This is a genomic window from Pirellulales bacterium (genome assembly GCA_019694435.1).
GTDB lineage: Bacteria > Planctomycetota > Planctomycetia > Pirellulales > JAEUIK01 > JAIBBZ01.
Map to the genome: position 1 here is coordinate 236,002 of JAIBBZ010000003.1, position 25,659 is coordinate 261,660.

Annotated in this window: 18 protein-coding genes and 1 tRNA gene; 3 read left to right on the forward strand and 16 right to left on the reverse strand. The window is 64.9% G+C overall.

Going from position 1 to position 25,659, the window contains the following annotated elements; translation table 11 throughout:
- Positions 1-618: 618 nt before the first annotated feature.
- Positions 619-716 (forward strand) — tRNA-Sec (locus K1X74_04705).
- Between the two features lie 280 nt (positions 717-996).
- Here the strand turns inward: K1X74_04705 and K1X74_04710 are convergent.
- The 3 genes from K1X74_04710 to K1X74_04720 form a co-directional block, all read right to left on the reverse strand.
- Complete coding sequence (locus tag K1X74_04710) at positions 997-1,941, reverse strand: hypothetical protein (GenBank protein MBX7165628.1); 945 nt, start codon at positions 1,939-1,941, stop codon at positions 997-999.
- Positions 1,942-2,283: 342 nt separating this feature from the next.
- Positions 2,284-5,571: a protein kinase gene (locus K1X74_04715; GenBank protein MBX7165629.1), complete on the reverse strand. Its 3,288-nt coding sequence runs from the start codon at positions 5,569-5,571 to the stop codon at positions 2,284-2,286.
- Positions 5,516-6,106 carry a sigma-70 family RNA polymerase sigma factor gene (locus tag K1X74_04720; GenBank protein ID MBX7165630.1) on the reverse strand — a complete coding sequence of 197 codons (591 nt, stop codon included), beginning with the start codon at positions 6,104-6,106 and terminating at the stop codon, positions 5,516-5,518. Before K1X74_04720 ends, K1X74_04715 begins: the two co-directional genes overlap by 56 nt.
- A gap of 515 nt (positions 6,107-6,621) precedes the next feature.
- On the opposite strand from K1X74_04720, the gene K1X74_04725 reads away from it, so the two are divergent.
- Positions 6,622-7,464 carry a PEP-CTERM sorting domain-containing protein gene (locus K1X74_04725; protein ID MBX7165631.1) on the forward strand — a complete coding sequence of 281 codons (843 nt, stop codon included), beginning with the start codon at positions 6,622-6,624 and terminating at the stop codon, positions 7,462-7,464.
- A gap of 593 nt (positions 7,465-8,057) precedes the next feature.
- On the opposite strand, the gene K1X74_04730 is transcribed toward K1X74_04725, so the two are convergent.
- The 10 genes from K1X74_04730 to rpmB form a co-directional block, all read right to left on the reverse strand.
- Positions 8,058-9,326 carry an outer membrane protein transport protein gene (locus K1X74_04730; protein MBX7165632.1) on the reverse strand — a complete coding sequence of 423 codons (1,269 nt, stop codon included), beginning with the start codon at positions 9,324-9,326 and terminating at the stop codon, positions 8,058-8,060.
- 153 nt (positions 9,327-9,479) lie between these two features.
- Complete coding sequence (locus K1X74_04735) at positions 9,480-10,469, reverse strand: polysaccharide deacetylase family protein (protein MBX7165633.1); 990 nt, start codon at positions 10,467-10,469, stop codon at positions 9,480-9,482.
- 220 nt (positions 10,470-10,689) lie between these two features.
- Entirely contained in the window at positions 10,690-12,045 is a 1,356-nt protein-coding gene (bioA, locus tag K1X74_04740; GenBank protein MBX7165634.1) for an adenosylmethionine--8-amino-7-oxononanoate transaminase, read from the reverse strand.
- Between the two features lie 49 nt (positions 12,046-12,094).
- Positions 12,095-12,883: an SAM-dependent chlorinase/fluorinase gene (locus K1X74_04745; protein ID MBX7165635.1), complete on the reverse strand. Its 789-nt coding sequence runs from the start codon at positions 12,881-12,883 to the stop codon at positions 12,095-12,097.
- A 34-nt stretch (positions 12,884-12,917) separates the two neighbouring features.
- Positions 12,918-14,744, reverse strand: coding sequence for a hypothetical protein (locus K1X74_04750; protein MBX7165636.1), 1,827 nt, complete (start codon positions 14,742-14,744; stop codon positions 12,918-12,920).
- Positions 14,745-14,876: 132 nt separating this feature from the next.
- Positions 14,877-17,417, reverse strand: a complete 2,541-nt coding sequence (locus K1X74_04755) for a tetratricopeptide repeat protein (GenBank protein ID MBX7165637.1) — start codon at positions 17,415-17,417, stop codon at positions 14,877-14,879.
- A 449-nt stretch (positions 17,418-17,866) separates the two neighbouring features.
- On the reverse strand, positions 17,867-19,339 hold the full coding sequence (gatB, locus tag K1X74_04760; protein MBX7165638.1) for an Asp-tRNA(Asn)/Glu-tRNA(Gln) amidotransferase subunit GatB: 1,473 nt from the start codon (positions 19,337-19,339) through the stop codon (positions 17,867-17,869).
- The gene (gene gatA / locus K1X74_04765; protein ID MBX7165639.1) at positions 19,336-20,823 is read right to left on the reverse strand and encodes an Asp-tRNA(Asn)/Glu-tRNA(Gln) amidotransferase subunit GatA; all 1,488 of its coding nucleotides are present in this window, start codon (positions 20,821-20,823) and stop codon (positions 19,336-19,338) included. The genes gatB and gatA overlap by 4 nt, the downstream gene beginning before the upstream one ends.
- Positions 20,824-20,829: 6 nt before the next feature.
- Positions 20,830-21,117, reverse strand: a complete 288-nt coding sequence (gatC, locus tag K1X74_04770; protein ID MBX7165640.1) for an Asp-tRNA(Asn)/Glu-tRNA(Gln) amidotransferase subunit GatC — start codon at positions 21,115-21,117, stop codon at positions 20,830-20,832.
- Positions 21,118-21,215: 98 nt separating this feature from the next.
- Positions 21,216-21,500, reverse strand: coding sequence for a 50S ribosomal protein L28 (gene rpmB / locus K1X74_04775; GenBank protein ID MBX7165641.1), 285 nt, complete (start codon positions 21,498-21,500; stop codon positions 21,216-21,218).
- 181 nt (positions 21,501-21,681) lie between these two features.
- On the opposite strand from rpmB, the gene K1X74_04780 reads away from it, so the two are divergent.
- The gene (locus K1X74_04780) at positions 21,682-23,043 is read left to right on the forward strand and encodes a TlpA family protein disulfide reductase (GenBank protein ID MBX7165642.1); all 1,362 of its coding nucleotides are present in this window, start codon (positions 21,682-21,684) and stop codon (positions 23,041-23,043) included.
- A gap of 4 nt (positions 23,044-23,047) precedes the next feature.
- Here the strand turns inward: K1X74_04780 and hisN are convergent, their stop codons facing one another.
- From hisN to K1X74_04795, 3 genes are all read right to left on the reverse strand, one after another.
- Entirely contained in the window at positions 23,048-23,878 is an 831-nt protein-coding gene (hisN, locus tag K1X74_04785) for a histidinol-phosphatase (protein MBX7165643.1), read from the reverse strand.
- Positions 23,879-23,996: 118 nt separating this feature from the next.
- Positions 23,997-24,437 carry an Rrf2 family transcriptional regulator gene (locus tag K1X74_04790; protein MBX7165644.1) on the reverse strand — a complete coding sequence of 147 codons (441 nt, stop codon included), beginning with the start codon at positions 24,435-24,437 and terminating at the stop codon, positions 23,997-23,999.
- Positions 24,438-24,806: 369 nt separating this feature from the next.
- Positions 24,807-25,268, reverse strand: coding sequence for an Rrf2 family transcriptional regulator (locus K1X74_04795; protein ID MBX7165645.1), 462 nt, complete (start codon positions 25,266-25,268; stop codon positions 24,807-24,809).
- Positions 25,269-25,659 lie beyond the last annotated feature (391 nt).

The following is a 25,659-nucleotide window of genomic DNA, read 5'->3' on the forward strand; positions in this document are numbered from 1 at the left end:
GTGCAGTCGCCGCGCCTCCGGCGGACTCGTCGCGACGGCCCAAGCCCGTCGTCCGAGCAACCGCTGAGGGCTCTCGTCAAATGTCCAAGGACTGTTAGCCTTCCTGGCGGGATCGTCGTTTGAGCCTCGGGGGCGGGCTCACCGAATCGAGACCGGCAGCACCGATCACAGTCGGCAAGACCTGATTGCTCAAACGGCAACTTTTCGGTCGGGTAGGAGGACCGCAGGCTAGGTCATCGACGCTGTGTTCCGATTCGGGCCCCCGTGCAATGCAGGGGTGCCGGTCGGACCACGACGCACCGTCGACCTAGAAGAGATTCGGCAACCTCCCAAACTCCCAAGAACGCCTAACGTCGAGAACGGCAAGATTTACCCAGCCTGTCACACCCAACGGGCCTGCTAGCCCAGCAGGCTTACCCAGGCATTTTAGGCGACAGAATCGGCAAGCAAGAAGTCACTATCAAGGTGGGCAAGTCAATAAACCAACCAGTCATGCCGCCTCGCGGCGGTCCCATGCGAGCCCACCCTCTTGGGCCAATTGAGTTGCGCGCGTCGCGGTCTCCATAATCGGGGTTCGCCTGGGCCTCGCGCTGCGCACGATCGCACGCGGCCCGGCTTGGAAGTGCCAGCTTGCCTGGTGGCGGCCACGGTCTTCAAAACCGCTGTGCGTAGCGTTCAAACGCGGCGCAGGTGGGTTCGATTCCCATGCACTTCCGTCTGCTGCCGTCATCAGGCAGTCCACCTCTGCCGGAATCGGCGCGCGCGGGGCACGATCCCCTCTCGATTGGGCGACAAGAAGGCGGACTGATCGAAGCCCGGGGTCTCGTGAAGCATCGTCAAGCACTCGGGGCCGAACGCCACACCACGGGCGTGGGGTGCTTCCGTCGAGTGACAGGGGCCCTTAAAGAAGACAACACAACACCCCGTCGCATGCGAGGTGTTGTGTTGAGCACGAAAGCGCGAGCCGACCTGCCCCGGCCCGCACCGCGCGAGGTCTCAGGCCACGGTCTCGAAGCCAGCTTGCACGACGTGATTCAACGTATTGGTCGGCGCGTCGAACAACGAGTCGTCCCCGCGCCCGCCGGCCACAAAGAGCCAGTTGATCACGTTGTTGCCGCCCGAACCGTCGAGCACGTCGTCGCCATCGCCCAATTGAGCGAAGACGAAATCGAACCGCGTGTTCGACGCCGTTACGGTGTCGTTGCCGCCGTCGGTCGCCAGCGAGGCGATGCGCGCCGTCACCGAGTTGGTCCGGATCAAGTCGTCGCCGGCGCCGGTAAACAGCGACAAGAACCCGCCGATTTCGACGTCGAAGCCGCTGGCATCATCGACCAGCGCCGACGCCGATGGCCCGCCGAACAGCCCCAACGACAGCCGATCAGCGCCGGAACCCGCCTGCACGAGCAGGTCGCGGCGAATCTGCGTGCCGGTGACCGACAAGACGTTGGCCCCCTCGCCCAGCGCCAGCGACAGCGAGCCGAGCTGCACGTTTTCGGGGATCGCGGCCGCGCCGGTCGGCGATACCAGGGGGTTCGTGCCGATCGCGAGCGTGTCGTTGTCGGCGCCTGCGTTGATCGAGACGAAGCCGTCGATCGCCGATTGTGCGATCGACGCACTGTCGTCGCCTTTGCCCAAGCTGGCATTGAGATTGCCACGGAAGGCCAGCCCTTGCACTTCCAGTCGATCGGCACCTTCGCCCAATCGCACGTTGATCGATGCGATCCGCGCGGTGGTCGTAAATGCGGCCAGATCGCCGTTGATCGTCGTATCGCCCAGACCCTGTACCGACAGCGCGCCTTCGGCGGTGTTGCTCAGGATGATCTGGTTGTCGGCCTTGTCGCCTTCGATCACGAGCGCGCCGTGAATGACCTGCGCCGTGACATCACCGGCCATCAAGGCACGTCGTTCCAACGACTCCAACCCAAGGGGTTTGCGTAACACGTGAGACTCTCCTCTTGCTCAACGTTGCCGTAGAGATACGCCGCCTGGCCGCGGCGCCGGCAAAGAATGCTCCCTTGCGCGGATGGTAACGCAGTTTGCCGAGGCCAACAAGCGAATCTTGCTCGCGAACTGGTGAGCTATCGGCGACATGCCACTCGAGACGGAGATAGCGTGCGTGTCCGCTCTCGGCTCTCGCGGCACTCTGGCAGCGCCGCAGAGAGGGGGCAACAAGCCCCCCTGGCGCAGCGAACAGACATCGACGTGCCGCACACCTCCCCGTCGGGGTGTGCCTGCTGCGAAGCATGGCGAGTGGCGCACATGCTCCTCTTACCGCCGCTAACGCTACGGCGCTTCGTGCGATCCCGCGGGACGCTCCGCCCCAAACGTCCAAACCTGGCTCCACCCGATCTCCTGGTCTCGCGCGAGGTGCAACGAGTGTCCGTCGGAAGTAAACGCCAGCGACGCAGCCTTGCGCGCGTCGAGTGTGACGAGCACCTGCCCCGTCAATCGATCCCAGAGCTTAAGGGTGCCAGCGATATCGAGACTTGCAACGTTACGTCTGTTTGGATGCACGGCCAGGTGCATGACTTGCACATCATGTCCAGCCCACGCTGGCAGCGACGCGCCGTCGGGAAGCCGCCAGCGATAGATGGCACGGTCTGAGGCCGCTACAAGCAACTCATTTTGTCCATTGACCAGTGCGGCGCTGTGAAAATCGATGCCTGGCTTCGCGTAGTTAAGGAGCCGCCGGCCGGTATCGGCTTCAAACACGTCTACTTCATAGCCCACGACACACACAGCATAGCCGTCGTCCGCCAGCAGGTCGCTACAGTAGTTGGCCGCGGGGATCTGCACCTCCCAAAGTCCCTCTCCGGTCGACAGCCGCCAGGCCCTTAGTTCGCCGCGCCCGGCCGCAAGGAGTAGATCGTTGTGGACGGAGAGAGCTACTTCATGCACCGGCGAGTTGAGTGCGCCAAATCGCCGCCATGCGCGCTCGCTCGATCGGTCGCAAACAAGCACCTCGTGCGCTGACGATCGCGCCACCCAGCGGCCATTGGCTGATACATCGCAGCTGACCGTTTCCGAATGGTCGGCGGCGGTCCAGTGGTCGACTGCATTCCAACCGGCGGATTCCCAACGATACAAACGCAGGTCGAGGGGATCGGCGGCGCGGCCGCGTTTCTCCAACAGCCAGTCGCCGGCGACGGCAAAACGGTACCAGCCCGAGTGCTCGCTTTCGATCGTGATCTTGTAGTCCAAGCCGACGCTGCGTGTCGGCCAGATGCGAATGGCGCCGTCCTCCCCGGCCGTGGCGATTCGTTGGCCGTCAGGCGTGGAAGAGACGGAGTAAAGCCGCCCCCGATGGCCGGCCACGGCCCGCATGCCACGGTTTCCCCGGCGCCACTCGACGATCCGCAGCGACGAGTCGCGATCGGTGGCTGCGATGTAATGGCCCCCTCCGAAAAAGCGCACACAGCTAAGCTGTTCATCGCCATTGCCGATGCCGGCCTCGCGTTTGAGATTCCCCTGGCGGTAGATTTCCAGCTTGCCCCGAGCCACCGCGAGAAGATTGTCCTCCGCCGACACGTCCAGGTCGGCCACCGCGTCGGCCGGATCGGCGATCAATTCCTGTGGTGCCGCCGAGGGATCGTCCAGATTCCAGCTCAACAGTCGTCCGTCCTTGCCTCCGCTGAATAGCCGCCGCCCATCGGATTGAAACGCCAGTGCGAATACCGGCCCGGCGTGCGCTGCGAACTCTCGCGCGGCCGTGTCGCCGCGCAGCGCGAACAGGCGCACCATGCCATCCGCACCAGCCACGGCCAGCACATCGCCCGCTGGAGAGAACTTCACAGCGTACAACTCGTCGACGCTCACTGACCAGCGGCGGTCGACCTGGGGCTCACCGTCGACGTCCCAGACGATTACTTCCCCCTTGTCGCAACAAGTGGCTAGCCACCGCCCATCGGGCGACAAGGCCAAGGCGTTGACCTCCGCGGTATGCCCGCGCAACTCATGCACGATTGCTTGACTCTCGAGGTCCCACAGCCGCACGACGCCATCATCGCCCGCCGACCAGACGTGCCGGCCGTCGGGGGCAAATTGCAGCGCATACACGGCACCGGGATGACTGCGCAGCTCGTACGCTGCCTGGTGAGTTTGTTTCCAAAGGTATCCCCAGGCGAATTCTCGAAGGTCGGGGTCGGTCTTCCCGGGCTGCTGCCGGCGCAAGAGTTCAATGCATTGGGCGAGCCGGTGCGTGAGCCAGGCGTCTTGCGCAGAACGAAGATCACTTGCGTAGAGGTGCAGCCGCATGGTTTGGCGGCTCTGCTCCGATGCGCTCAGCGCCCCGCGGAGTTTGACGGTGTAAATGCTGATGGTCGAGAAGAGCACCGTCAGCGACACGCATACCACGACAATGAGGGCAGCAATCCAGGGGCGGCGCCGGGCCCACTTGATCGTTCGCTCCATGGTCGACGCGGGACGCGCGAGAGTCGGCTCGCCACGTAGATAACGCCTGATATCGGCCGCCAATTCAGCGGCCGACGGGTATCGTCGCGCCGGCTCCTTTTCCAGGCAGCATTGACAGATCGCCTCCAGATCGGGGGGCACGTCGTGCCGCAATTTCCGTGGCAAGACCGGCTCATCGTGAATCACCTTGCGCAGCGTATCGACCGGAGACACGCCACGAAACGGCGCTTCCCCCGTCAGCAGCTCGTACAGGATCGCCCCCAGCCCGTACACGTCCGAGGACGGGCCGACCGCCGCAGTGTTGCCAGTGGCCTGTTCTGGCGGCATGTAGGCCGGCGTCCCCAGCGGGATGCCCGTCACCGTCTGATGGGCGTCGGCTTCGAGCACCTTGGCCAGCCCGAAGTCGGTCAACTTGGGAGTAAACGGTGCGCCACCCGCAATTCTTGCCGGCTCCAGCAGAACGTTGCTGGGCTTCAGATCGCGATGCAAGACCCCATGCGCATGGGCATGGGCGATGCCATCGGCCAGGCCGGCGACCAGTTCGGCAGCGATGCGCGGCGCGACCAGACCGTGTTGGTCATGCAACCACTCGGCCAGCGTCGGCCCGCTGCAGAATGCCTGGGCCAAATAGCAGATTGGGCCGATCTCGCCTGCTTCATAGACCGTCAGTACGTTCTCGTGAGCGAGGGCTGCGGCCGCCCGCCCCTCGCGCAGAAACCGCTGCCGCAGGTCGAGAGTCGCCAGCCCCTCGGGGCGCGGCACCTTTAACGCTACGCTACGGCGCAGGAACGGATCGCGAGCCAGATAGACAATCCCGTGACCGCCACGGCCCAACTCGCGCAACAACTCGAAGCGGCCGATCGTCGAATGCTCCTCCGTACCATCGATCGCCGCATCCTGCAATTCCGGCTGCGACACCGGTACCTCGAATTGTGCTCGCCGGCGGACTCGTTCCAACCAGGCCACACAACGTTGAGCGCGCTCGATCAGCGCGACCTCGTCCGGAGGGAGTTCGGGTGGCGTGGTGGCAACTGCCTCTCCTAGCGATTCACCGGCCAAATGCTCGTCGTACGACTCGACCAAGAGCGCCAGCCGCTCTTCTGCGTCAGCCGCGCCGTCGCGAAAATTCCTGCCGTCGGGCGGGAGATTCGACGGCTGCATCAATCGTCTCCCTTGCTTCTGTCTCGTCGTCCACTGCTTGTGCCTTGGGCAGGCGCCGCTCCAACTCGGTCAAGGCCCTCAGCCAGAGTTTGCGGGCAGCGCTGGCCGAGCGCCCCAGCTCCTGCCCGATTTCCGTGAATCCGCGTCGCTCCCAGTTTCGCAGCAGAATGACCCGGCGATGTTCTTCGGACAGGGCATCAACAGCCGCGGCCAGAAGGCGAGTCTCTTCGTCGCGCTGCGCGCGCAAGCTGATCGGGGTATCGTCCGCTTCGACGGCGACTAGACGCGCGTCGGACGGATCCAGGATTAATTGCAGTTCGCGGCGCACATCGCGCTTGTTCGTCCCAAAGTAACGGCGGTTCGCCATGCCCGCCGCATTTTCGAGAATCTTGCAGAGCCAGGCCAAGAACTCCGATTCGTTCGTCCCGGAAAAACGTTCGAAGTGCGCGGACGCCGCCGCAAAAGTCTCCTGGACCAGGTCGCTGGCCGCAAGCTTGCCGTTGAGTTCGGGGCGCATCTTGTCGCCCGCGACCACCAACAGATAGCCCCGGCAATTCTGCAGCAATTCCCCCAAGGCGCCCGACGAGCCAATCCGTGCCGCTTCGAGCAAGCGTCGAAATGGCGTATCGCCCGCGGCGGGATCGCCGCCTTGGTGCCTCGATTCGTCGGGATGGGTTGCCGTCACTACGCAATCCCTTGGAATGCGTTTCAGGCCGGAATCGGCCGCAGCCCCCGGAGACTAATATGCTTAACCGCTGGGCGGATATCAACCTTACCACAAGTGCCAGGAGGACTTGGGGCTTGCCTGCGCGGCCCGTCAAATTCTTTTTCCTGGGCTGAGGCCGATTTTCGCATAGACCGCATTTGTGGGGGGGGGCGGCCGCGCTCACGCGTTCGGCCGGCCCATCCTGCGGCCGGACGTTTCGAGCGAATGGCAGATCGCCCGGGCACGCGATCCTTTCGCCGGCGAGCAGGGTCGATCGGGGTGACTGGCCGACGGTACTCGCGTCACGACCATGACCGATCCCAAAACTTCCTGGAGGAACGCTCGTGATTCAAAAGAGCCATTGGTTGGTAGTCGCATCGTTGCTGGTGGTCAACTGGATGGCGACGCCCGTACATGCCGTGCCGATCACTACCACCTTGACGTTGGACAGCAGTCAATCGTTTCTTACCCTGCACATATCGGCAGCCAATGGATTGATTACAGCGGCGCCAACCACATCTGTTTCTGGTGTGCAAGACGTGACGACTGAGGGACGGGTGTTTGGAACACATCAGGATTTTGACAGTCTCGATCTTGCTTTATCGGGTGGCGATTGGGCACTTGAAGATACCGAGACATTCATCGACTTCGGTAGTTTTTTGGGCGGGGTTGTTGTCGGAAATCTTGGCATCTCCATGCACGGCCTGACGACTTCCGGGTTTCTGGAGACGGACCCAGATGCGGTTGATTTTGGTCTGGGCTATTTCGCCGATTATTATCCCACCGACGTGGTAACGCCGTCTTCCTACGTCGACAGCGGACTTATGACTTACACGGGCACGGGTGCGATTGGTGGCCTAATAGGATCCGGCACGCTTGATTTTTCAGGGAGCCCATTCGATCTCCCACTGCTACCCGCCCACCACAGATACTCCGGCGTCGGCTTTTTCGGAGATCGTGTCAGTCAATCCGGCCAAAATCGAACGTACGCAGTTACCCTGGCATTGCCGGTCTCATTTGCGCCCGTGATGCTGATGACATCGCCCATTGATGTTTCAGCCACGCTTCAAGGCTACATCGTGGCAACGGGCCTGCTGATCTACAACGTACCAGAACCTTCGACGATTGTTCTGTTGGCGATTGCCCTGTGCGGATTGATCCCGTTATGGAGACGCCTCGGGAGGTAACGTCCTCGAAGGACGCGCCACCATGCACGATAGATGCTTGCCCAGCGGCGTATCAGCGGGTCGACAATCGTGATGTAGGTCATCGTCTCGCGCGTCTCGGGTTCGCGTTCGAAGTCTTTCGCGTGGCGGTCCCGCAATCGGCGAGGACGCACCGGCCTGAAGCATCGCTGGCGGGGACAACGACCTCTGCCGTCACGTCCGGGGGCCACCATTTCTTCAGGCGTATCGTGATCAGCAAGGCTGTCCAGAATACAGATCCATGCGGCGACGATAGTCGCGAAAGGGAGCTTCTTCGGTTCGACAGAATCCGCAGGAGGCGGCGTTGTGTCACTCGCTCCGGCCGGTTGGGGGCACCGGCTGGAGCGAAGTGGCACTGGCGATGGCGCTGAACCGACTTCCTCCGAGAGACCGGAGCCGGCATCATGCTGCTGATGCCGTAGCACGCACCGGAATCATGGCGTAGGCATGCTTCCCTGCGCGATCCGGCCTACTTGTCTCCAGCGAACCATGCGCTGCGACAGCCCTGTGCCGGGAGAGTTGGCCCATGACGAGCAGGTGGCCCCAGCCGACCTTGGCCGCGTGCCGGCAAGCGATCAGTCGCGAGACCAGTGATCGGCCACGCCGATCGGCTCGCTGGCACCGCGGCCAAAGCGCCAGGTCATACCCAAGCCCACCCAGTAGCTCTCGACCCGGGCGATCGTCGCGGCGAATTGGTCCGTGTTTTCGAACATCCCGCCGGCAAAGAAGTCCATGTCCAGGCCCGGCAGCGCGTCGCGCATGCCGAAGCCCGCCGTGAAGCGATGCTGACAGATGGCCGCAAACTGGCCCTGGATGTAGCGCAGCGCGGGCACGCCGTCGGGCAACGGGACGCCGCCGATCGAAGTGATCTGCGCGTCGGCCATGGGGTTTTCGTTGTAGGCGTAGCCGGTCCGCAATCGCAGGCGTTTCGTGGCGGAGTATTGCATCCCGAATTGATAGACCCATTGGTTGTCGTACAGCCGATCGAGGAAGTCGGCCTCGCCATAGAGCTTGTACAGCACGTCGACGGCCAGCAGCAGTCGCCCGCTGGCCAGGCTGTTGTTGGCCAGGCCCAGGCCGAAATTCTCGGGATGCTCGAACTCGACGTCGAAGGTCCGATTGAACGGCGCTCCTACCGACGCCGCGTCGTCGAACGTGAAGTGCTTGTCGGTCTGCCAATAGGCACCGGCCGTGGTGAACTCGCTGACGGCGTAATTTGCGCCCAGCGTTCCGCGCAAGCCATAGGCCGGCACCATGCCTCCGGTGTCGGTGAAGGGACCGTCGAGGAACGAATTGCCCAAGGTCAGTCCAGCGCCGAGCGAGAGCCGCTGGGTCACGTCGATGCCCATGCCCGTCACGACGTCGAGCGCCAGGTACTGGGCCGACGTGCCGTTCGACGCCGGCACTCCGCGAAAATCGACGCCGGCACCGGCGCTGGTCATCAGGCCCATGCCGAACGTCGCCGGCAGGCCCAAGGCCGACAAATCCTGCGTGACGCCGATGTTGGGGACCGTGCCGCCCGGTGTGCCCGAGCGATCGGAGTAAGGCGATACTCCAACCAGCGGCAAGGGCGCCAGTTGGGTGATGTTGTAGGTGGGCTCGGCCCACGCGCCGCCCATTCCGAACTGCGTGCCGCGGAACTGCGTCAGCGTGGCCGGGTTGCCGTTGATCGCCGATTGCACGTCCTGGGGACGCGAGAGGCTCGCGCCCGCCATCCCGCCCGAGGCCGGCATGAGCGTGTTATGCAACTCGATGCCGAACGACTGCGCCCGGGCCTGGCGAGAAGCTGCCAGCGCGAGCCACGCCACGAGCACCAGCAACCCGAGCCGCCGTATCGCGTCCATGCGACTGTCTCCGCCTGGGATTGCGCAGCTTCCTGCTGCGCCAGTCGATTGGATCGGTCGGCCAACGAGCATTCCTGCGCGGGGGGCATCAAAGTTCCGGTTGTACCGGAGCGATCGCAGACCATGCAGGCTGCTGTCGTCCCTGCGCCAGCACTATTTTGCGGTCGCGCCCGCCCGCTCGTCGAACCGCTGCATGATCTCTTTCCAGTTCGTGAAGACGATGCCCTCGGTCTTCAGGAACTCCTGCACGCGCGGGTCGGAGAACATCTGATACTCCCAGATGCGCTGCTGCCAGGAGCCGGTGATGTGCTTGAGGCCCTCGGACGGGGCACTGGGGTGAAAGATCAGTTCGGTGATGCCGGGCCGCAGGCTGCGCACCTCGGCAAAAAAGTTGCTCAGCTTCTCGTCGTACGTCTTACCCTCGTCGACCGCGTCGAAATCGTCGAGCTTGGGCAGCTTGTAGGCGTCGATCAATTTGCGGAGCTGATCGGTGATCGGGTAGCCCTGCCGCTTGAATTTCGCCATCACCTCGGGCGTGTTCTCGATCACCATCGCCGGGATGCGAAACTCCTCGGCCACTTTCATGTAGACCGCCGTGTAGTCGGGCCGGGCGTAGAGCGTGCCCATGTGCGTGTCGATATGGCTCGGCTTGATGCCCAGCTCCAAGGCGCGGGCGAGCTGCGCGCGGATCTCGCGCTCGATTTCGGCCGGCGAGGCATTCATCGCCACCGGCAGCACGTCGGGCCAGAGATAGCGCTGCTGGGCCTTCTTGTCGAGCAGTCCGGGAACTTCGCTCGCCGGCGCGACGGGCCCCCAGCGATAGTACTTCCACTCGCTGGTGAGCGCCAGGTGCAGGCCCATGTCAAAATCGGGATGCTCGAGATACCAGGCAGCGATTTCCGGAAACCAGGGACACGGCACCATCATCGCGGCCGATTGAATGACCCCGGCGGGGAGCAGTTCCTTGGCCGCCTGGTTGGCCTCGTAGCACATGCCGATGTCGTCGGCGTGCAGGATGAGCACCTTTTTGCCGGCCGGGTAGCCGAGCTTCTCGCCCCAGGTCTCGGCCGCGGCAGGCACGCTCGCACAGGCCAAGACAACGGCAACCAACGGCAGGAAGATCGAGGCAGGCCACCTGGTCACAGCAATTTCTCCAAGCATCGTGTATCGAACAACCCTGCGAGCAAAGCACGCTTCGTCACGGCCGGACCCGGCAATCGCAGATCCCCCGCAGTGCTCGCTCGGCACTACTTTAGACACAGCAAGAGCACGGGGAAAGGCGACGGTCCGCGCCGCGGCCGGACTCAAGGCCTCACGCGCCGAACGCAGCCTGCCGCCGGTTGCCGACGGCCTTAACGGCGGCTCAGTCGCGCGTCGCGGCGTCGATACCGGCCTCGGCGGCGGCCACGATCGCGTCGAGCTCGTTCAACTCGATGCTCAACGGCGGCATGATCACCACGACGTTGCCCAGTGGCCGCAACAACACGCCCTGCGACCGGGCCACGTCGCAAACCCGGTAGCCGCGCTTCTCAGGCCACGGAAACGGCTCGGCCGTCGCGCGATCGCGCACCAACTCGATGCCGGCGATCAGGCCCACCTGCCGGACGTCGCCCACGTGCGGGTGCCGCGCGATCCGCTCCAGATGCCGGGCAAGCCGTTCGATCTTGGCCGGCAGACGGGCGAGCGTGCGTTCTTCAGCGAACACGTCGAGATTCGCCAAGGCCACGGCGGCGCCCAGCGGGTTGCCGCCGTAGGTGTGCCCGTGATAAAAGGTCTTCGAGTCGGCAAACGTGCCGAGAAACGCCTGAAAGATTTCGTCGGTCGCCAGCGTGGCCGCGAGCGGCAGATAGCCCCCGGTCAGGCCCTTGGCCAGGCAGAGCAAGTCGGGCGCTACGCCTTCGTGCTCGCAGGCGAACATCCGCCCGGTGCGGCCGAAGCCGACGGCCACTTCATCGGCGATCAACAACACGTCGTGGCGCCGCGTGAGCCTGTGCACCCCGGCGAGAAAGCCCGGCGGGTGGACGATCATGCCGGCCGCGCACTGGACCAGGGGCTCGAGCACTACCGCGGCGATCCGCGCCGCGTCGCGCTCGAGCACTGCCTCTAATTGCCCCAGGAAATACGCGCAGGCCGTCTGGCGGCTGACGCCCTCGGGCAGCCGATACAGCCGCGGCGTGGGCAGGCGCAGCGTCTCGAACAACAGCGGCGCGAACAACGCGTGAAACCGCTCGACGCCGCCGACGCTCACGCTGCCGATCGTGTCGCCGTGATAGCCGTCGCCCAGCGTGACGTACAAGCTTTTCTCCGGGCGGGGATCGGGGCGCTGGCGCCAATACTGAAACGCCATCTTCAGCGCCACCTCAACCGCCGTGGCCCCGTCGTCGGAGTAGAACACGTGCTCGAGCCCCGGCGGCGCCAACTCGACGAGCCGCTGCGCCAGCCGAATCGCCGGCACGTTCGACGAGCCCAAGAGCGTGACGTGAGCCACGCGATCGAGTTGCTCGCGCAAGGCCGCGTCCAAGCGCGGATGGCGATGGCCGTGCACGTTGCACCACAAGCTGCTGACGCCGTCGAGGAATTCGCGGCCGTCGAGGTCGACCAGCGTGTGCCGCCGCGCCTCGCGAATCACCAGCGGCTCGTACTCGGCCATCTGCGTAAACGCGTGCCAGACGTAGCGCCGGTCCCAATCGAGAAGTTGTTCGCGGGTCGGTTCGGACATGCCAGGCTCGAGAGGCGGAGACGGAAACGGCCCGCGAAGCGATCGACCTTTACCAGGTCAACAAGACGGGCGCACCCACGCCCAAAGAATAGCGCCGCGCCGCGTTGCCGTCGACGACCGCCATTTCGAGGCAGCCGCTCGAACCGATCAGCGCGACGACGTGGCCCGCCGGACGCTCGCCGTAGGTGCGCTGCAGGCCCACGGCCGTCACGGGGCCACAGCGAATCCGCAGCTCGGGCTCGGCCGCGATCGCCGCGAGGTGCTCGTGCTCGATATTGGTCACCAGGTTGCCGAACGAGTCGACCAACTGCACTTCGCCGCTCAGTGCTCGATCCCCCGGGATTGGCTCGGGCCAGGACAATTCAACGAGGCGTTCGGCCTCGGGGCCCAGCGCGGCCGGATCGAGCCCCCGGCTCAGATGCGCGGCCGCCGGCGCCAGAATATCGCGTCCGTGAAACGTGTGTGACTGTTCGGGCAGCCAGTGCTCGCGGTTGCGCAGATAGCGCAGCATGGTCGGCCGCGCGCGGCGCGTCAGCGCGCTGAGCAGCCCATTGTCCGGCGCGAGGTAGGCACGGCCTTCGATTTCGGCATAGATCAGTTCGCGCGCGGTGCCCACGCCCGGGTCGACCACGGCCACGTGCAGCGACCCGGCCGGGAACCAGGGACAAGCCATGGCCAGGACCAGCGCGCCTTGCCGCACGTCTTGCGGCCCAATGGCATGCGTCAGGTCGATCAACCGGGCATCGTTGTGAATCGACAAGATCACGCCCTTCAGCGCCGCGACGTAGGCGCTCTGCGGCCCGAAATCGGTGGTCAGCGTGATGATATGGCGAGACATGCAGGCGCGACGCGCAACGAGTGCCGGACAACGACTATTTGCGGCGGGTGTCGTCGGGAGCCGATGCGACGCGAATCCCGGCTGCGCCGAGATCGAGCGTGGCCCACGACGTGATCCGCCGACCGTCGTCATCATACCCGACCACGTTCACCGCGAGAGGCCCTCGCGGTGCTCGCGCCAAATCGCCGGGGACACCGGTCAGCACTTCGCCTGGCGCCAAGGTCGTCGTCCCGAAGCATTGCGCCAGGGCCGCACGATGCAGACAGGTCGTCTGCGGCCCGGGCTGAGCGTTGACCGTGCCGGACAAGGGCTCCCAGGCCACTCGATCGACGCGCAGCCGATGGCCGCCGTTTTCGCGCAGCTCGAGCTGGCACTCGCCGTCCGGCGTCATGCGCGCGGCCAGCGACAGCCGCGGCAAGGGGTCCCGCAAGCGGACCACGGAAACCTGCAGCGACGCCCCGCGCTCGGCGGTGATTCGCAGCCGGCGCACCCCTTTTTCCGGCGCCGTCACTACGAAGTATTTGCTGCCCGTTCCCGTCACCTGGGCGGCGCGGTGCAACGATTCCCCGGCCGCCAGATCCCAGAATTCGAACCGCGGGCCCGCCAGGCCGCGCGTGCCCAGTTCGCCACCCAAATCGACCCGCGGCAGCACGCCGGTGGCTTGCTTGCCGTCTGCAGTCAGCGCCTGCAGAAACAGGTCGGCCGCGTAACGACGGTACAGTTCGGAGAACGGTTCGCCGGTGGCCGCCTCGAGATTGGCGACGCCACTGCGGCCCGAGTAGATCAGCTTGGGTAACAGCCCCGGCCCATACTGTTCGACGCACCACCGCAGGAACAAATAGGTGCTGCCGCGCGGGGCCGCGGCCCGAAACAAGCCGGCCGCCTGATAGTCGGGCACGACCAGCGGCGTCGACTCGGGCTGGGCCAGGAATTGCGACACGCGGTGGTCGAGATTCGACCAGTTGTCACTGTGCAGATTCTCGACGACGTGGGCAATCGCCTCGTTCAGCCACGACTCTTCGTGCCGGGACGAAAACAACAGCGACTGATGCTCGAGCCGCCCGCTGCCGCAGACGGCATGGGCGAATTCGTGCGCCAGCACCGTCTGCAGGTGCGGCCCCCGCGCCAACTCCGCGCTCAGATACAGCACATCGGCGCGGTTGGCATCGGTCTCCGTGGCGCTGGCATCGTAATCGTCGGATTGGACCATACCGCCCAGGGCAATCCGGCCACCTGCCAAGCGATGCAGCCAACTGGTGACGACGATACCGAAGCAGCCGTCGCCATCGACGTCGGCGGGCAGGCCGACATAGCGCGCCGCCGTGGGGCGGACCTGCGATTCAAACCCGTTGATCACCTCGCGGACCCAGGCGGAGTCAACCTGGTCGTTCACGTCGAGCCAGATCCGCACGTGGGCCCCTTCGCCGGCCAGCCGCGTGACGACTTGCTGGCGCCGCGCCGATGCGGCCTGCGGTTCACCGGCTACCTCGAGCCAGAAGACCCTCTGCTCGGGCGCGGGCGCAGGCTGTTTGACTTGTGGCATGGCAGGAATCGTCGCCACCAACTGTTGCCGCGCCAGGGGAGCAATCTTCCGCAGCGGAGCGATTTGTGCCGCTGCGACCGGCTCGGCCGCGAGCTCGAAGTGCCGGCCTGTACACTCGGCTGCCTGGTTCGTGGCAACCAGCAAATATTGCGTGTCGCCGTCGGCAAACGGGAGATCGAACTCGGCCGTGTTCGAAAGCGTGGCCACGGCGTAGACCTGGCCCGGCTCGAGCGGAAACTGCACATGGCTCCGCGTGGCCAGATGCACCAGGACAGCCAGGAACAATCCCAGCGCAACCCGGCTCAGTGTGCGGTACATGTGCGTCCCTCCCGGTGTCGCTCATCGACTTTGCCGAGAGGGGAACTTGTGGCGGTCGCAACGGCGCCGCTAAGACTTGCGCAGCTTCGCACAGCGCCGCTGGCGCGGCGGCGCCAGCACGCTGAAGCTGGCTCAGGATGGCGGAGGGTTCGCTGCCGGCGCGGGCTCGGAAGGAGGAGATTCTGTCGGCGGGGATTCACCGGGCGGCGATTCCGCAGGCGGCGCAGTGCCGCCTTCCGGCGCGGCAGGTGCCCCACCATCCGGACCCGCGGGCGATTCGGGAGCCGAGGGCGCTGCAGCCGGATCTCCGGCCGGCGGCGCGGAGCCATCGGCCGGCGCTTCGGTTGGGCTGCCAGCCGCCGGAGTAGCGTCGGCGCTCGGTTCGCCGCCCTGGGCATCGCCGGCCAGCGCAGGGTCAAAGCCGATCGGGGTAACCTCTTCCAGCGTACGATCGTGCTGCTTGAGCCATCCGGCAAACTCCGGCGACCGGAAGAAGTCCGGGACTTGCGCGACCACTTCGCCGATCTCCGCGAAGTCGGTCTGGAATTTCGCCACCAACGCGTCGAGCCACTCGAGGGCCACCGGCGCGTTCATCTCTTGCGCTGCCACGACCACCATGTTGATGTACGCATCACGCGTCGCCAGGCCGCCGTCGATGGCCTTCTGAATCGCTGCCCGCGCCTGGGTAAAGTCTTTCATCAGCACATATTGCCGGGCCATCAGCAATTGCAGATACAAATCGCCGCCGATCAATTTGTCGAGCTTTCCCAGGGCATCGAGCGCCTCTTGTGGCCGCGTCTGCAGGTAATAGAGGTGCGCGGTCACGTAGATCGTCGCGGGATCATTGGGGTACGCGGCGCGCAGCCTGGCCAGCACCTGCTCGCACTCGTCCGGGCCAACCTGCATGGCCAGTTCCATTTCCTTGAGCAATAGCGTGCGATTCTTGCGCTGGCTCTCGGGCAGCGTACGGAGCGTGGCCAGGGCGTCCTTGGGCTGCTGGCTGCGGCTTTGCCGCAACATCCGGTCCAGGGTTCGCGCACGGTCGCGCATCTGCATCTTGACCGTCTTGTTCTGGATCGTGGCGATCGCTTCTTGCGAATTGATCAATGACTCGCGCTGCGCCGATACGAAACTTTGCCCCGTGGCGAAGTCGTAGACGTTGGAGATCATCGGCCGACCGGCGTGAGTGCGGACCATCGTCAACAGGTGATAGTCAACCCACAGATCTCGGCGGATAAGGCGCATCAGCGCGTGCCACTTGCCTTGATGCTGGTAGCAGCGCACCGTCTCGTAGCGCCCGCCCTCGCGGGTTGCGGCCGTCACCATCGGGGCAAAACCGCCACGGCCGCCGCGCTGCGCAGCCTTCACGACGTCGCGCCGCAGGCCGTCGGGCAATTTCAACCCGCTGACGGCTTGCGCCGCGACCCGGGCCCAGTCGACCTGGCCGTTGAGCTTGGCCGAGTCGAGGACCACGGCGGCCTTCTCCAAGGCCGCGGTGACTCGCTGCACTTCGATCTCGGTGAGCGGCGTGGGTGACTCGATCAGGGATTTCGCGATCACATCCGGCGGCGGGTGCTTGGCCCGCCACTGGACGAACTGGTTCGATTTGACGAGTGCCGTGTATTGCCGGTCGGTCTCGAGCCCGGCGGGTTCCTCCTGGAACTGCTTCTGCATCGCCTCGAGCCAGCGAATGGCCTCGGGGATTTGATTTTGCTCGACGGCAATCTGGAAGGCAGTGAGATAGAGCTCGAGCATGTTCGGGTCGAGCTTCAACGCCGCCGCGATTACGGCCTTGGCTTCGGCCACCTTGTCGGCGCGAATCAGGAAGTTTGCCGCGAGCGATTTCAGGTACGCATCACCGCCGATCGCCTGGTCCATGCGCAAGGCGCAATGCGAGGCCTCGACGTATTCCTTGCGGCTCACGTGAAAGTCGAGCCCATGAATGTCGCCGGCCATGTCGCGCGGATACGCCTTGCGAAATTGTTCGAGCGCTAGGTTGAACTCCGCAGGTCGCGACGCGCGCAAGGACGCCAGTCGGAGCAGCATCAACGTCTTGTCGCTGCGCACGACCTCGGGCAACTGGTCATATTTGTCGAGGACCGCGGCATGATCCTGCGCGCCGAAATCGGCGATCAGCGCCATGATCGCATCGTCGGCCTTGGCCAGGGCCACCTCGCTGGCTTTGAGCGCGATCTCGAGATTGGGATTCGCTTCGATCACGCGCGGCATGAAGCGCCGTCGCCATTCGGTCGACATCCAGTTGCCCGAGGCCGAGTCCCAGATATCGACCGCCTGCACGTGTCCGTCGGCCGCACGGCCCAATTCGTAGTTGTAGTAGTTCAACCGAACGTCGGAGAGCTTATGGCGAAAGATGGCATAGGTGCGAACCTTGCTCGGATCTGCGTTCGTCAACTGCTGCAGACGCAACAAGCCGTAGTCCGTGCCGGCACTCGCCTCGCTCACCAGGCCATGCCCCCAACTGGCCAGCGACTGTTGCTCTTCGAGCATCTCCTTGAGGAAGCGCTCCCGATAGCTATCGCCAATGCGAATGCCGCCCATCGCCTTGCGCGCCACGGCTTCGAAGTTGACCAGCGCGCCAACTTGCGCGGGATCGCCCGCTTCGATCGCGGCCTGCATCGCACCGACAAACTGCAGCGCCTCGGCCTTGCTCACCGGGTCCGCCGACGGGGCCTCGGGGGCGGCCGGCGTGGCGGCTTGCGGTGCCTGGTCAGCCGGCGCGGGGTCGGAAGCCTGGGAATCGTCTCCTGCTTGTGGCGACGCTTCCTGAGGCGGCCCTTCTTGGGTTGGCCCTGCCTGGGTTGGCCCTGCCTGGGTTGGCCCTGCCTGGGTTGGCGCAGAATCGGGCGGCGCTGATTCGGAGGGCGCAGAGACGGATGGCGCAGGTTCAACGCCGGCCGAGGGCTCTGCCGCCAGCAGGGGCTCGCAGCCCAGCAACAACCCCGCCACGGCAACGACACCGGCCAAGGACCACATTCGACTGCCTGCGCCGAACCTCATGGCGGCAACCTCATTCGGCCGAAATCGCCGGGGCTCGACACCACCGCGGCGGACACCCCCTGACAAGCGATCCTACCCTGCCGGGCGGCGCGATAGAAGCGCGCCTAGAACTCGGCCGCCAGCTCCAAGCACAGTTCGCGAACGCGACCGGGGTTCACGTTGGGATTGCGCTTCTTGGCCTGGCCGACCAAGGCGCCGGCGGCTTGCTGCTTCCCCTCTTTCAGGTCGGCCACGATTTTCGGATTGGCTGCCAGCAGTTCGCGGCACATGGCCACTAACTCCGACTCGTCGATTCGCTCGATGCCCAAGGCCTGCATCGCCTCGGCGGCAGACTCCGAACGCTCGACCATCCGGGCAAACACGTCGCGCGCCCGGCTCGTGGCCACTTCGCCGGCCGAGACGCGCCGTAGCAGATCGGCCAACGTCGCGGGCGTGAGATTGAACTGGCCGATCGTCCGGCTGGTTTCGTTCAACGTGCGGAGCACGTCTTGTTGCATCCAGTTGCTGGCCTGTTTGCCGTCGCCGCAGGCCGTCGCCAGGGCCAGGTAATAGTCGACCAGCTCGCGCCCCTGGTTGACGAGCACGTCGGCGTCGTAGGTGGTGATCCCCTGCTCGCGCTCCAGGCGTTCGCGCAACTGCGAGGGCAACTCGCCCAGACTGGCGCGCACGTGTTCGACCTCGGCCTCGCTGACCCGCACCGGCACCAGGTCGGGGTCGGGGAAGTAGCGGTAGTCGCTAGACTCCTCCTTGTGGCGCTGCTCGTAGGTGACGTTGTTCACGTCGTCCCAGCCGCGCGTCGTCTTGGGGACATCGCCCAGGCGTTTGCCCGTCTCTTGCCACGCGTCGTATTGGCGCTGCGCCTCGTATGCCATGGCCCGTTCGACCGCGCGGAAACTGTTGACGTTCTTGACCTCGACGATCGGGGTCGGCACCTTGCCCGCGGGCGTGTGCACATGCAGGTTGATATTCGCGTCGACGCGCAGGCTGCCTTCCTGCATGTTGCAGTCGGACACGCCCAGATAGGTCAGCAGCAACTTCAGCTCGGTCAGATAGGCCTTGGCCTCGGCCGGCGAGCGCATGTCGGGCTCGGAGACGATTTCCACGAGCGGCGTGCCGGCGCGGTTCAGGTCGATCTTGCTATCGGCCTTGCCGGCATGCTCGTCGTGCATGCTTTTGCCGGCGTCTTCTTCCAGGTGCGCCCGGGTGATGCCTACGCGCTTGTGTTCGACCTTGCCTTTGGGATCATAGATCTCCAGCCAGCCGTGTTGCGAAAATGGCAAATCGTACTGGCTGATTTGATAGCCCTTCGGCAGGTCGGGGTAGTAGTAGTTCTTGCGATCCCACTTGGTGAACGGGGCAATCTCGCAATTCAGCGCGACGGCCGCGCGCAACGCGAGTTGAAACGCCCGATGGTTCATCACCGGCAGCGTGCCGGGCATGCCGATGCAGATCGGGCAGGTTTGCGTGTTCGGCGGCGCGGCGAATTTCGTGCTGCAGCCGCAGAACAGCTTGCTCTGCGTCTGCAACTGCACGTGGACTTCCAGCCCGATGATGATGTCGTACGGCGCGTCGCTCATAGCGCAGGCCTCCGCCGATGCCAATCGGTGGCCTGCTGGAACATATGGGCGGCCCGCAACAGCCGCTCTTCTTCGAACGGCGGCGCCTGCAATTGCAGGCCGATCGGCAGGCCCTGGGCGTTGTAGCCGCAGGGCAGCGCCAGCCCGCCGATGCCGGCCAGATTCGCACTGACCGTGTACAGGTCGACCAGGTACATGGCCAACGGGTCGTCGACCTTTTCTCCGATCTTGAATGCGCAGCTCGTCGTCACGGGACCGGCGATCAGATCGACCTGCTCGAAGGCTCGGTCGAAATCTTGGCGAATCAGCCGGCGGACCTTGAGGGCCTTGAGGTAATAAGCGTCGTAGTAACCGGCGCTCAAAGCGTAGGTGCCGAGCATGATCCGCCGCTTGACCTCGGGTCCCAGCGCCTCGGCCCGGCTACGCCGATACATGGCTACGAGCGCCCCTTCGTCGTCGGTCGCTTCGGCCGTGACGTCGGTCGCCGTGCGATAGCCGTAATGCACGCCGTCGTATCGCGCGAGGTTACTCGACGCCTCGCACGGGGCGATGATGTAGTAGGTGGCCACGCAGTACTTGCTATGCGGCAGAGACACCTCGTGGACCTTGGCGCCCAGCGATTCGTAGACCCGCACCGCGTCGCGCACGGCCCGTTCGACGTCGGCGTCGAGGCCTGCGGCAAAATGCTCGCGGACCAGACCCACGCGCAACCCGGCCAAGGGCTGGCGGACCGTCTGCGAATAGGCCGGAACGGGACGATCGACGCTGGTCGAATCGAGCGGATCGTGCCCGGCGATCACCTCCAACAGCAACGCCGCGTCTTCGGCCGTGTGTGCCAGTGGACCAATCTGGTCGAGGCTGCTGGCAAACGCCACGAGCCCAAACCGGCTGACGCGGCCGTACGTCGGTTTCAGCCCGGTGACACCGCACAATCCGGCCGGCTGGCGGATCGAACCGCCCGTGTCGGTACCGATCGACAAGGGCGCCATCGATGCCGCCACACAAGCGGCCGCGCCGCCGCTGGAACCGCCGGGCGTGCGCTCGACGTCCCAAGGGTTGCGCGTCTTTTGAAACGCCGAATTCTCGGTCGATCCGCCCATGGCGAATTCGTCGAGATTCGTCTTGCCGACGATCACGGCATCGGCCGCGTGCAAACGGTCGATAACCGTGGCATTGTAAGGCGGGACAAAACCCTCGAGCATCCGCGAGGCGCACGTGGTCGTCACGCCGCGCGTGCAGAGCAAGTCCTTCACGGCGACTGGCACGCCCCCCAAGCGACCGACCGGGCCCCCGCGGCGGCGACGGGCGTCGATCTCGGCAGCGCGTTCGAGGGCCGCGTCGCCCAAGACCTTCAAGAATGCGCCGATGCGCCCGTCGTGCTGTTGAATCTGCGCCAGGCAGGCCTGGGTCAACTCGACCGAGGTGAACTGTCCCGCTTCGAGGCCGGCAAGCATCTCGGTGGCAGTCAGTTCGACAAGCGACATCGCAGCTCAGCCCAACACGGCCGGTACGAGATAGAACTCTCCGTCCTGCTGCGGGGCGTTGGCCAGCGCCGCTTCGCGCGGCAAACTCGGCCGCAGCTCGTCTGCGCGAAACACTCCCGACAGCTCGACGGCGTGCGCCATCGGTTCGACAGCGCTGGTGTCGACCTCGCCGAGTTGCTCGACATAGGTGACGATCGACGCCAGTTGGGCCGTCATTCGGTCGAGCTCGGCTGCGGTGAGGCTCAACCGGGCCAGCAGCGAAACCATTTCGACTTGCTCACGCGACAGCGACATGCGAGTGGCCAGAGTGCCCAAGGCGACCGCCCGGCTCCGCGGGCGGCCCAATCTTCAACGGCAAACGCGAAGCTACCGAGCCCTCGGCAGCGGGGCGGTTACTTCTTGTCGGCGGCCTTTTCGGCGCCGGCCGGCAAGCGGAAAGGCTGATTGCGAACCGCCTTGACCACGGCGCCGCTGCGGAGACAGGTCACGCAGACGAGCTTGGTCTTGTTCGTCTTACCTTCGGTCACGTGAACCCGCTGCAGGTTGGGCTTGAATTGGCGGCGCGAAATGCCGGTCACCTTGGTACCGACGCCACCCAAGTACTTGGCCTTACCGCGCGTGGTGACGCGGTTGCCCAAGATGGGGCGCTTGCCACAAACTTCACAAACCCTGGCCATGACACGACTCCGGCGATTGCACGTCCCTGGGACGCTCGAGCTGATTGGAAGGAAACCACCAGTATACCGGTACCGGACAATCGCTCAAGGCGAGCGCGCGGGCGAGCTTTTTCGCCCAGCCTCGGCCGCAGGCAGGCTACAATCTCGGTCGTAAACCGCCGCCGCCCAACGAGAAACTCACATGTCCCCGGCACTGCTCACCTGCTTGCTTGCGGCCGCGTTCGGAGCCGATCCCGCGCTTGAGCCAGGTACCCTGCTCGTCTACCGCGGGTCGATCGCCGAAATGGGGCGCGACGGGGTGCCCGGCGAGGCTCAGAAAAACTTCGACCTGTCGGTCTTGGTTGCCGAGCACAACCAGGGCGGGACGCGACTCGATTGGTTGCTCGACGAGCAAGGACGCGGCCAGTGGCCCTGGATCGAACGCTTCGGCGTCTGGGAACTGAACGAGCGGGGCGAGCCGGCCGGCGCAGCGAGCGGACCCGCACTGCTCTACGACCGGGGAGACGGTACGAGCATCGTGCCGATCGCGCCGCTCATGGCTGACCTGCCCGATGGCATCGAGCCGGGCCACACCTGGGGACCGGCGACCGCACCTTCCACCTACCGGGGCGAAGTCGAACTGCTGGGCGGCCGTGCGCGGGAAGTCGCGCTCGACAATCCTTATGGCCGACAGCGCACCACGTGGATCGAGACCTCCGGGCCGCTGGTTTTGGCCATCAAGGAACGCGTGTTCATGGGTATGGGGGTCGAATACGAGTTGGCCCTGCAACTGGCCGGCCGTGAGACTCTGAATTCTGCCACGCGTGACACCACCCTGGCCACGTTCAAGTCACTGGCCGAACTGAAGCAGCAGCTCCAGCTCGAACCTCGCCAGGAATCCGTGCAATGGAACGCCGCTCAGGTGAGTTTGCTGGCCGACAATCTGCCCAAGCTGCGCGAGGCACATGGCGCCGGCCCATTGGCCAACTTGCTGCGCGCGGCGGAAAACGATCTGGCCAACCAGACTGAGCGTGTTGACGACGTGGCCAAACTCGTCCGCGAATTCACCGGCACGGAGGTGGCGCCCTTCGACATCCCCGGCTTGGGCCACGGTGGGCTCACGCAAGCCGACCTGCGCGGCAAAGTCACCGTGCTGCACTTCTGGGACTACCGCGATGAGCCGCTCAAGGAGCCGTACGGCCAGATCGGTTATCTCGATTTTCTTTACGGTCAGCGCCGCGCGCAGGGTGTGGCCGTGTATGGCGTGGCGGTCGACACTCGACTGGGCGATGAGCAACTGCGCGGCGCGGCGACCCGCAGCGTGCGAAAACTGCAGGAATTCATGAACCTGAGCTATCCGCTCCTGCTCGACGCCGGCGCGCTACTCAAGCAATTCGGCGATCCGCGCCGCGCGGGCGCAGGGTTACCGTTGTTCGTGGTCGTCGGGCGCGACGGTCGCGTGGCGCACTACCACGTCGGCCATTACGAAGTGAACCGCGATCAGGGCCTGACCGAACTCGACACGGCCGTCGGTGCGGCGTTGGCGGCGGGCGCTGCGCCCTGACCGATCACCCGCTCGCGGTCGCGAACCGGCCCGCGTGAGGGCGCGTATGGGCGAGCACCGCCTCGAGCAGCCTGCCGTTGGTGGCCAGGCCCTCGCGATGGTGAATCGTCGGCTCGCCGGCCCAATCGGTAAATGTGCCGCCGGCCTCTTCGAGAATCGGCTGCACCGCCGCGGCGTCCCAGACGTTCATCACCGGGTCGACCATCACTTCCGCGCGTCCGGTGGCGACGAGCAAGTAGCCATAACAGTCGCCCCAGGTGCGCGTGACGCGGCATGCCGCTTCGAGCGCCGGGTAAGCAGGGCCTTTGCCAAAGCGGGCAAAATCCCCCACGCACGTGGTGACGAAGACGGCCTCGTTCAGGTTCGCAACTTGCGAGACCCGCGCAGGGCTTGGCGCTTGGCCGGAGCGCACGTGATGGGCCCCCTGCCCCGAGGCGGCATAGACCATCTCATCGAGGCCAGGGAAATAGAGCACCCCGACGTGGCAGCGCCCTTGCCATTCGACGCCTACCATGGTGCCGTAGAGCGGAACACCCTGGACGAACGATTTGGTCCCGTCGATCGGGTCGACAACCCAGCGATAGCCCGACGTTCCCGCGGCCTCGGAGAATTCCTCGCCAAGAAAACCGTCGTCCGGAAACAATTCGGCCACTCGGCGGCGGAGAAACTGTTCGGCCTCGCGATCGGCGACCGTCACCGGCGACGCATCGCTCTTGAACTCGACCGCGTAGTTGTCGCGGCAGAAGTACTGCAGCGTGATCTGCCCGGCTTCGCGCGCTGCCTTGGTGGCGACATCTAGCCGGGCAGACAACTCCTGTTCGTCGGGCGGCCGCATCACGAAACTCTCCGGTCCTCGCTGGCCGGAGCGGTCACGCGAACACTTGCCGGCGCGCCGCCAGACTACCCCTCCCCGTGGCGATTGCCAAGGAGGACGCGCGGGCAGCCGCCTGCGCTCAGCAAATTGCCGGCGCGGCACAACGCTGCTCGGAGGCAACCTTGCCGCCCGATACGCCTGGCCCGGCAAACAGACCGAAGTGCAGCTTGCGCAATTCCTCACGCACTCGCTCCGTGGCGTCTTCCACGGCGCTGGTTAGCATGGGATTCACGGTTCCGCTACCCGCCAGTTCCAGCGTGACATCGCCGTCGATCGCCTCGATGACGTCGAGCAGCGTGATCTGCGTGGCCGGGCGAGCCAGGGTGTAGCCACCCTCGACACCCCGGGTCGAAACCAGCAGCCCATGATTGACCAGGCTGCGTAGGATTTGCAGCAGAAAGCGCTCCGGCAGATCCGCCATCCGGGCCAACTCTCGGCATGGTACGGGATTCGAGTCCCCGGCAGCGGCCAGCGCCGTCAACGCACGCACTCCGTAACTCACTGTGTGCGAAAGTCTCATGATGTCCCTCCCCCTGCCTCGACGATAGCCGGTTGCTCTTGCTAACCACCCATCAAATTGGCAAGTGGCATGCCATCACCGAGTTGGCCGCGTGGATTGCAACGAATTGCCAAGAAATGTCCGCAATGGCCGCCACACCCCCCCGATCGGCTGCAAGAAACGGCGTTCAGCCCCCGCATTGGTATACCCCGAAAGACTTAGTTGAATTGTGCCGTATTCGGGAAGCGGCCCGAATCGCACAGAGATCCAGTGCACAATCGCACACTCGGTCAGCGCACGGCACAGCGCGTTCGCACGAAGCGGCGCGACCGCCAGAAGTCGAAAGAGGCGCCTCGGTGCGGGCGCTGCCAGACGCAAGCAGCCACCTCGTTACGAGGTGGCGTTCGTCTGCTGAGAGTTGATCGCCGAGGGCACGTCGACGACCGGCGAGTCGCCCTGGTCGGGAAGCAGGTCAGACAACTTGACGGCAGCCAATCCTGCACGCGCCTGGTCGGAAATTGCCCGGAGCGTGCTTTCGAGCAAATCGCGGCTTCCGGGTGGAAGTTGATCGCCCAGGGGCATCCCGCTGGCGATAGGTCCGTCAACCGCCTCGATCAAATCCAACAAAGAGATTTCCGTGGGCTTGCGCTCCAGCGTGTAGCCCCCTTCGACGCCGCGCGACGACTGCAGGATGCCGTGCGTGACGAGATTGCGGAGAATTTGCAGCAGAAATCGCTCGGGCATCTGCCCCTGCGCTGCCATGCGGCTGCACGGGACCGGCGAACCCGTCTTGTCCTGGGCTAGCTGCAGGGTCGCCTGGATTGCGTAGGCGACTGTGCGAGACAGTTTCATCGATGCCCCCTCTGTTCACGTGCACTCGAGGACCAGCCCGCGCATCGAGACTGGTCAGCGCCACCAGCTTTAAGTACGCCAGATCTGTCCCAAACATCTGTGAGCCGGCAAGTCAACATGGTTATCGGCATGCACATCCAGGATCCTGCTACCAACTGCGAATAGACCAACACAACGTGACCAGTCGCGAACGAGCGAATGGTGTGTGAAGTGTGTGAGGTTTGCCAGCTCGCCCCGAATTGCTTCCCAGGCCTAGGTTATACACCGGCAAGCTGCCTTGGCCACTGCAGCATTTAAAGTTTTAAGCGTGGGCAAATTGCGCACGCTGGGAGTGCCTGACACGCAACATTGAAGAGCGCGCGAAGCACTCTGCGCGCGATTGCACACCCAA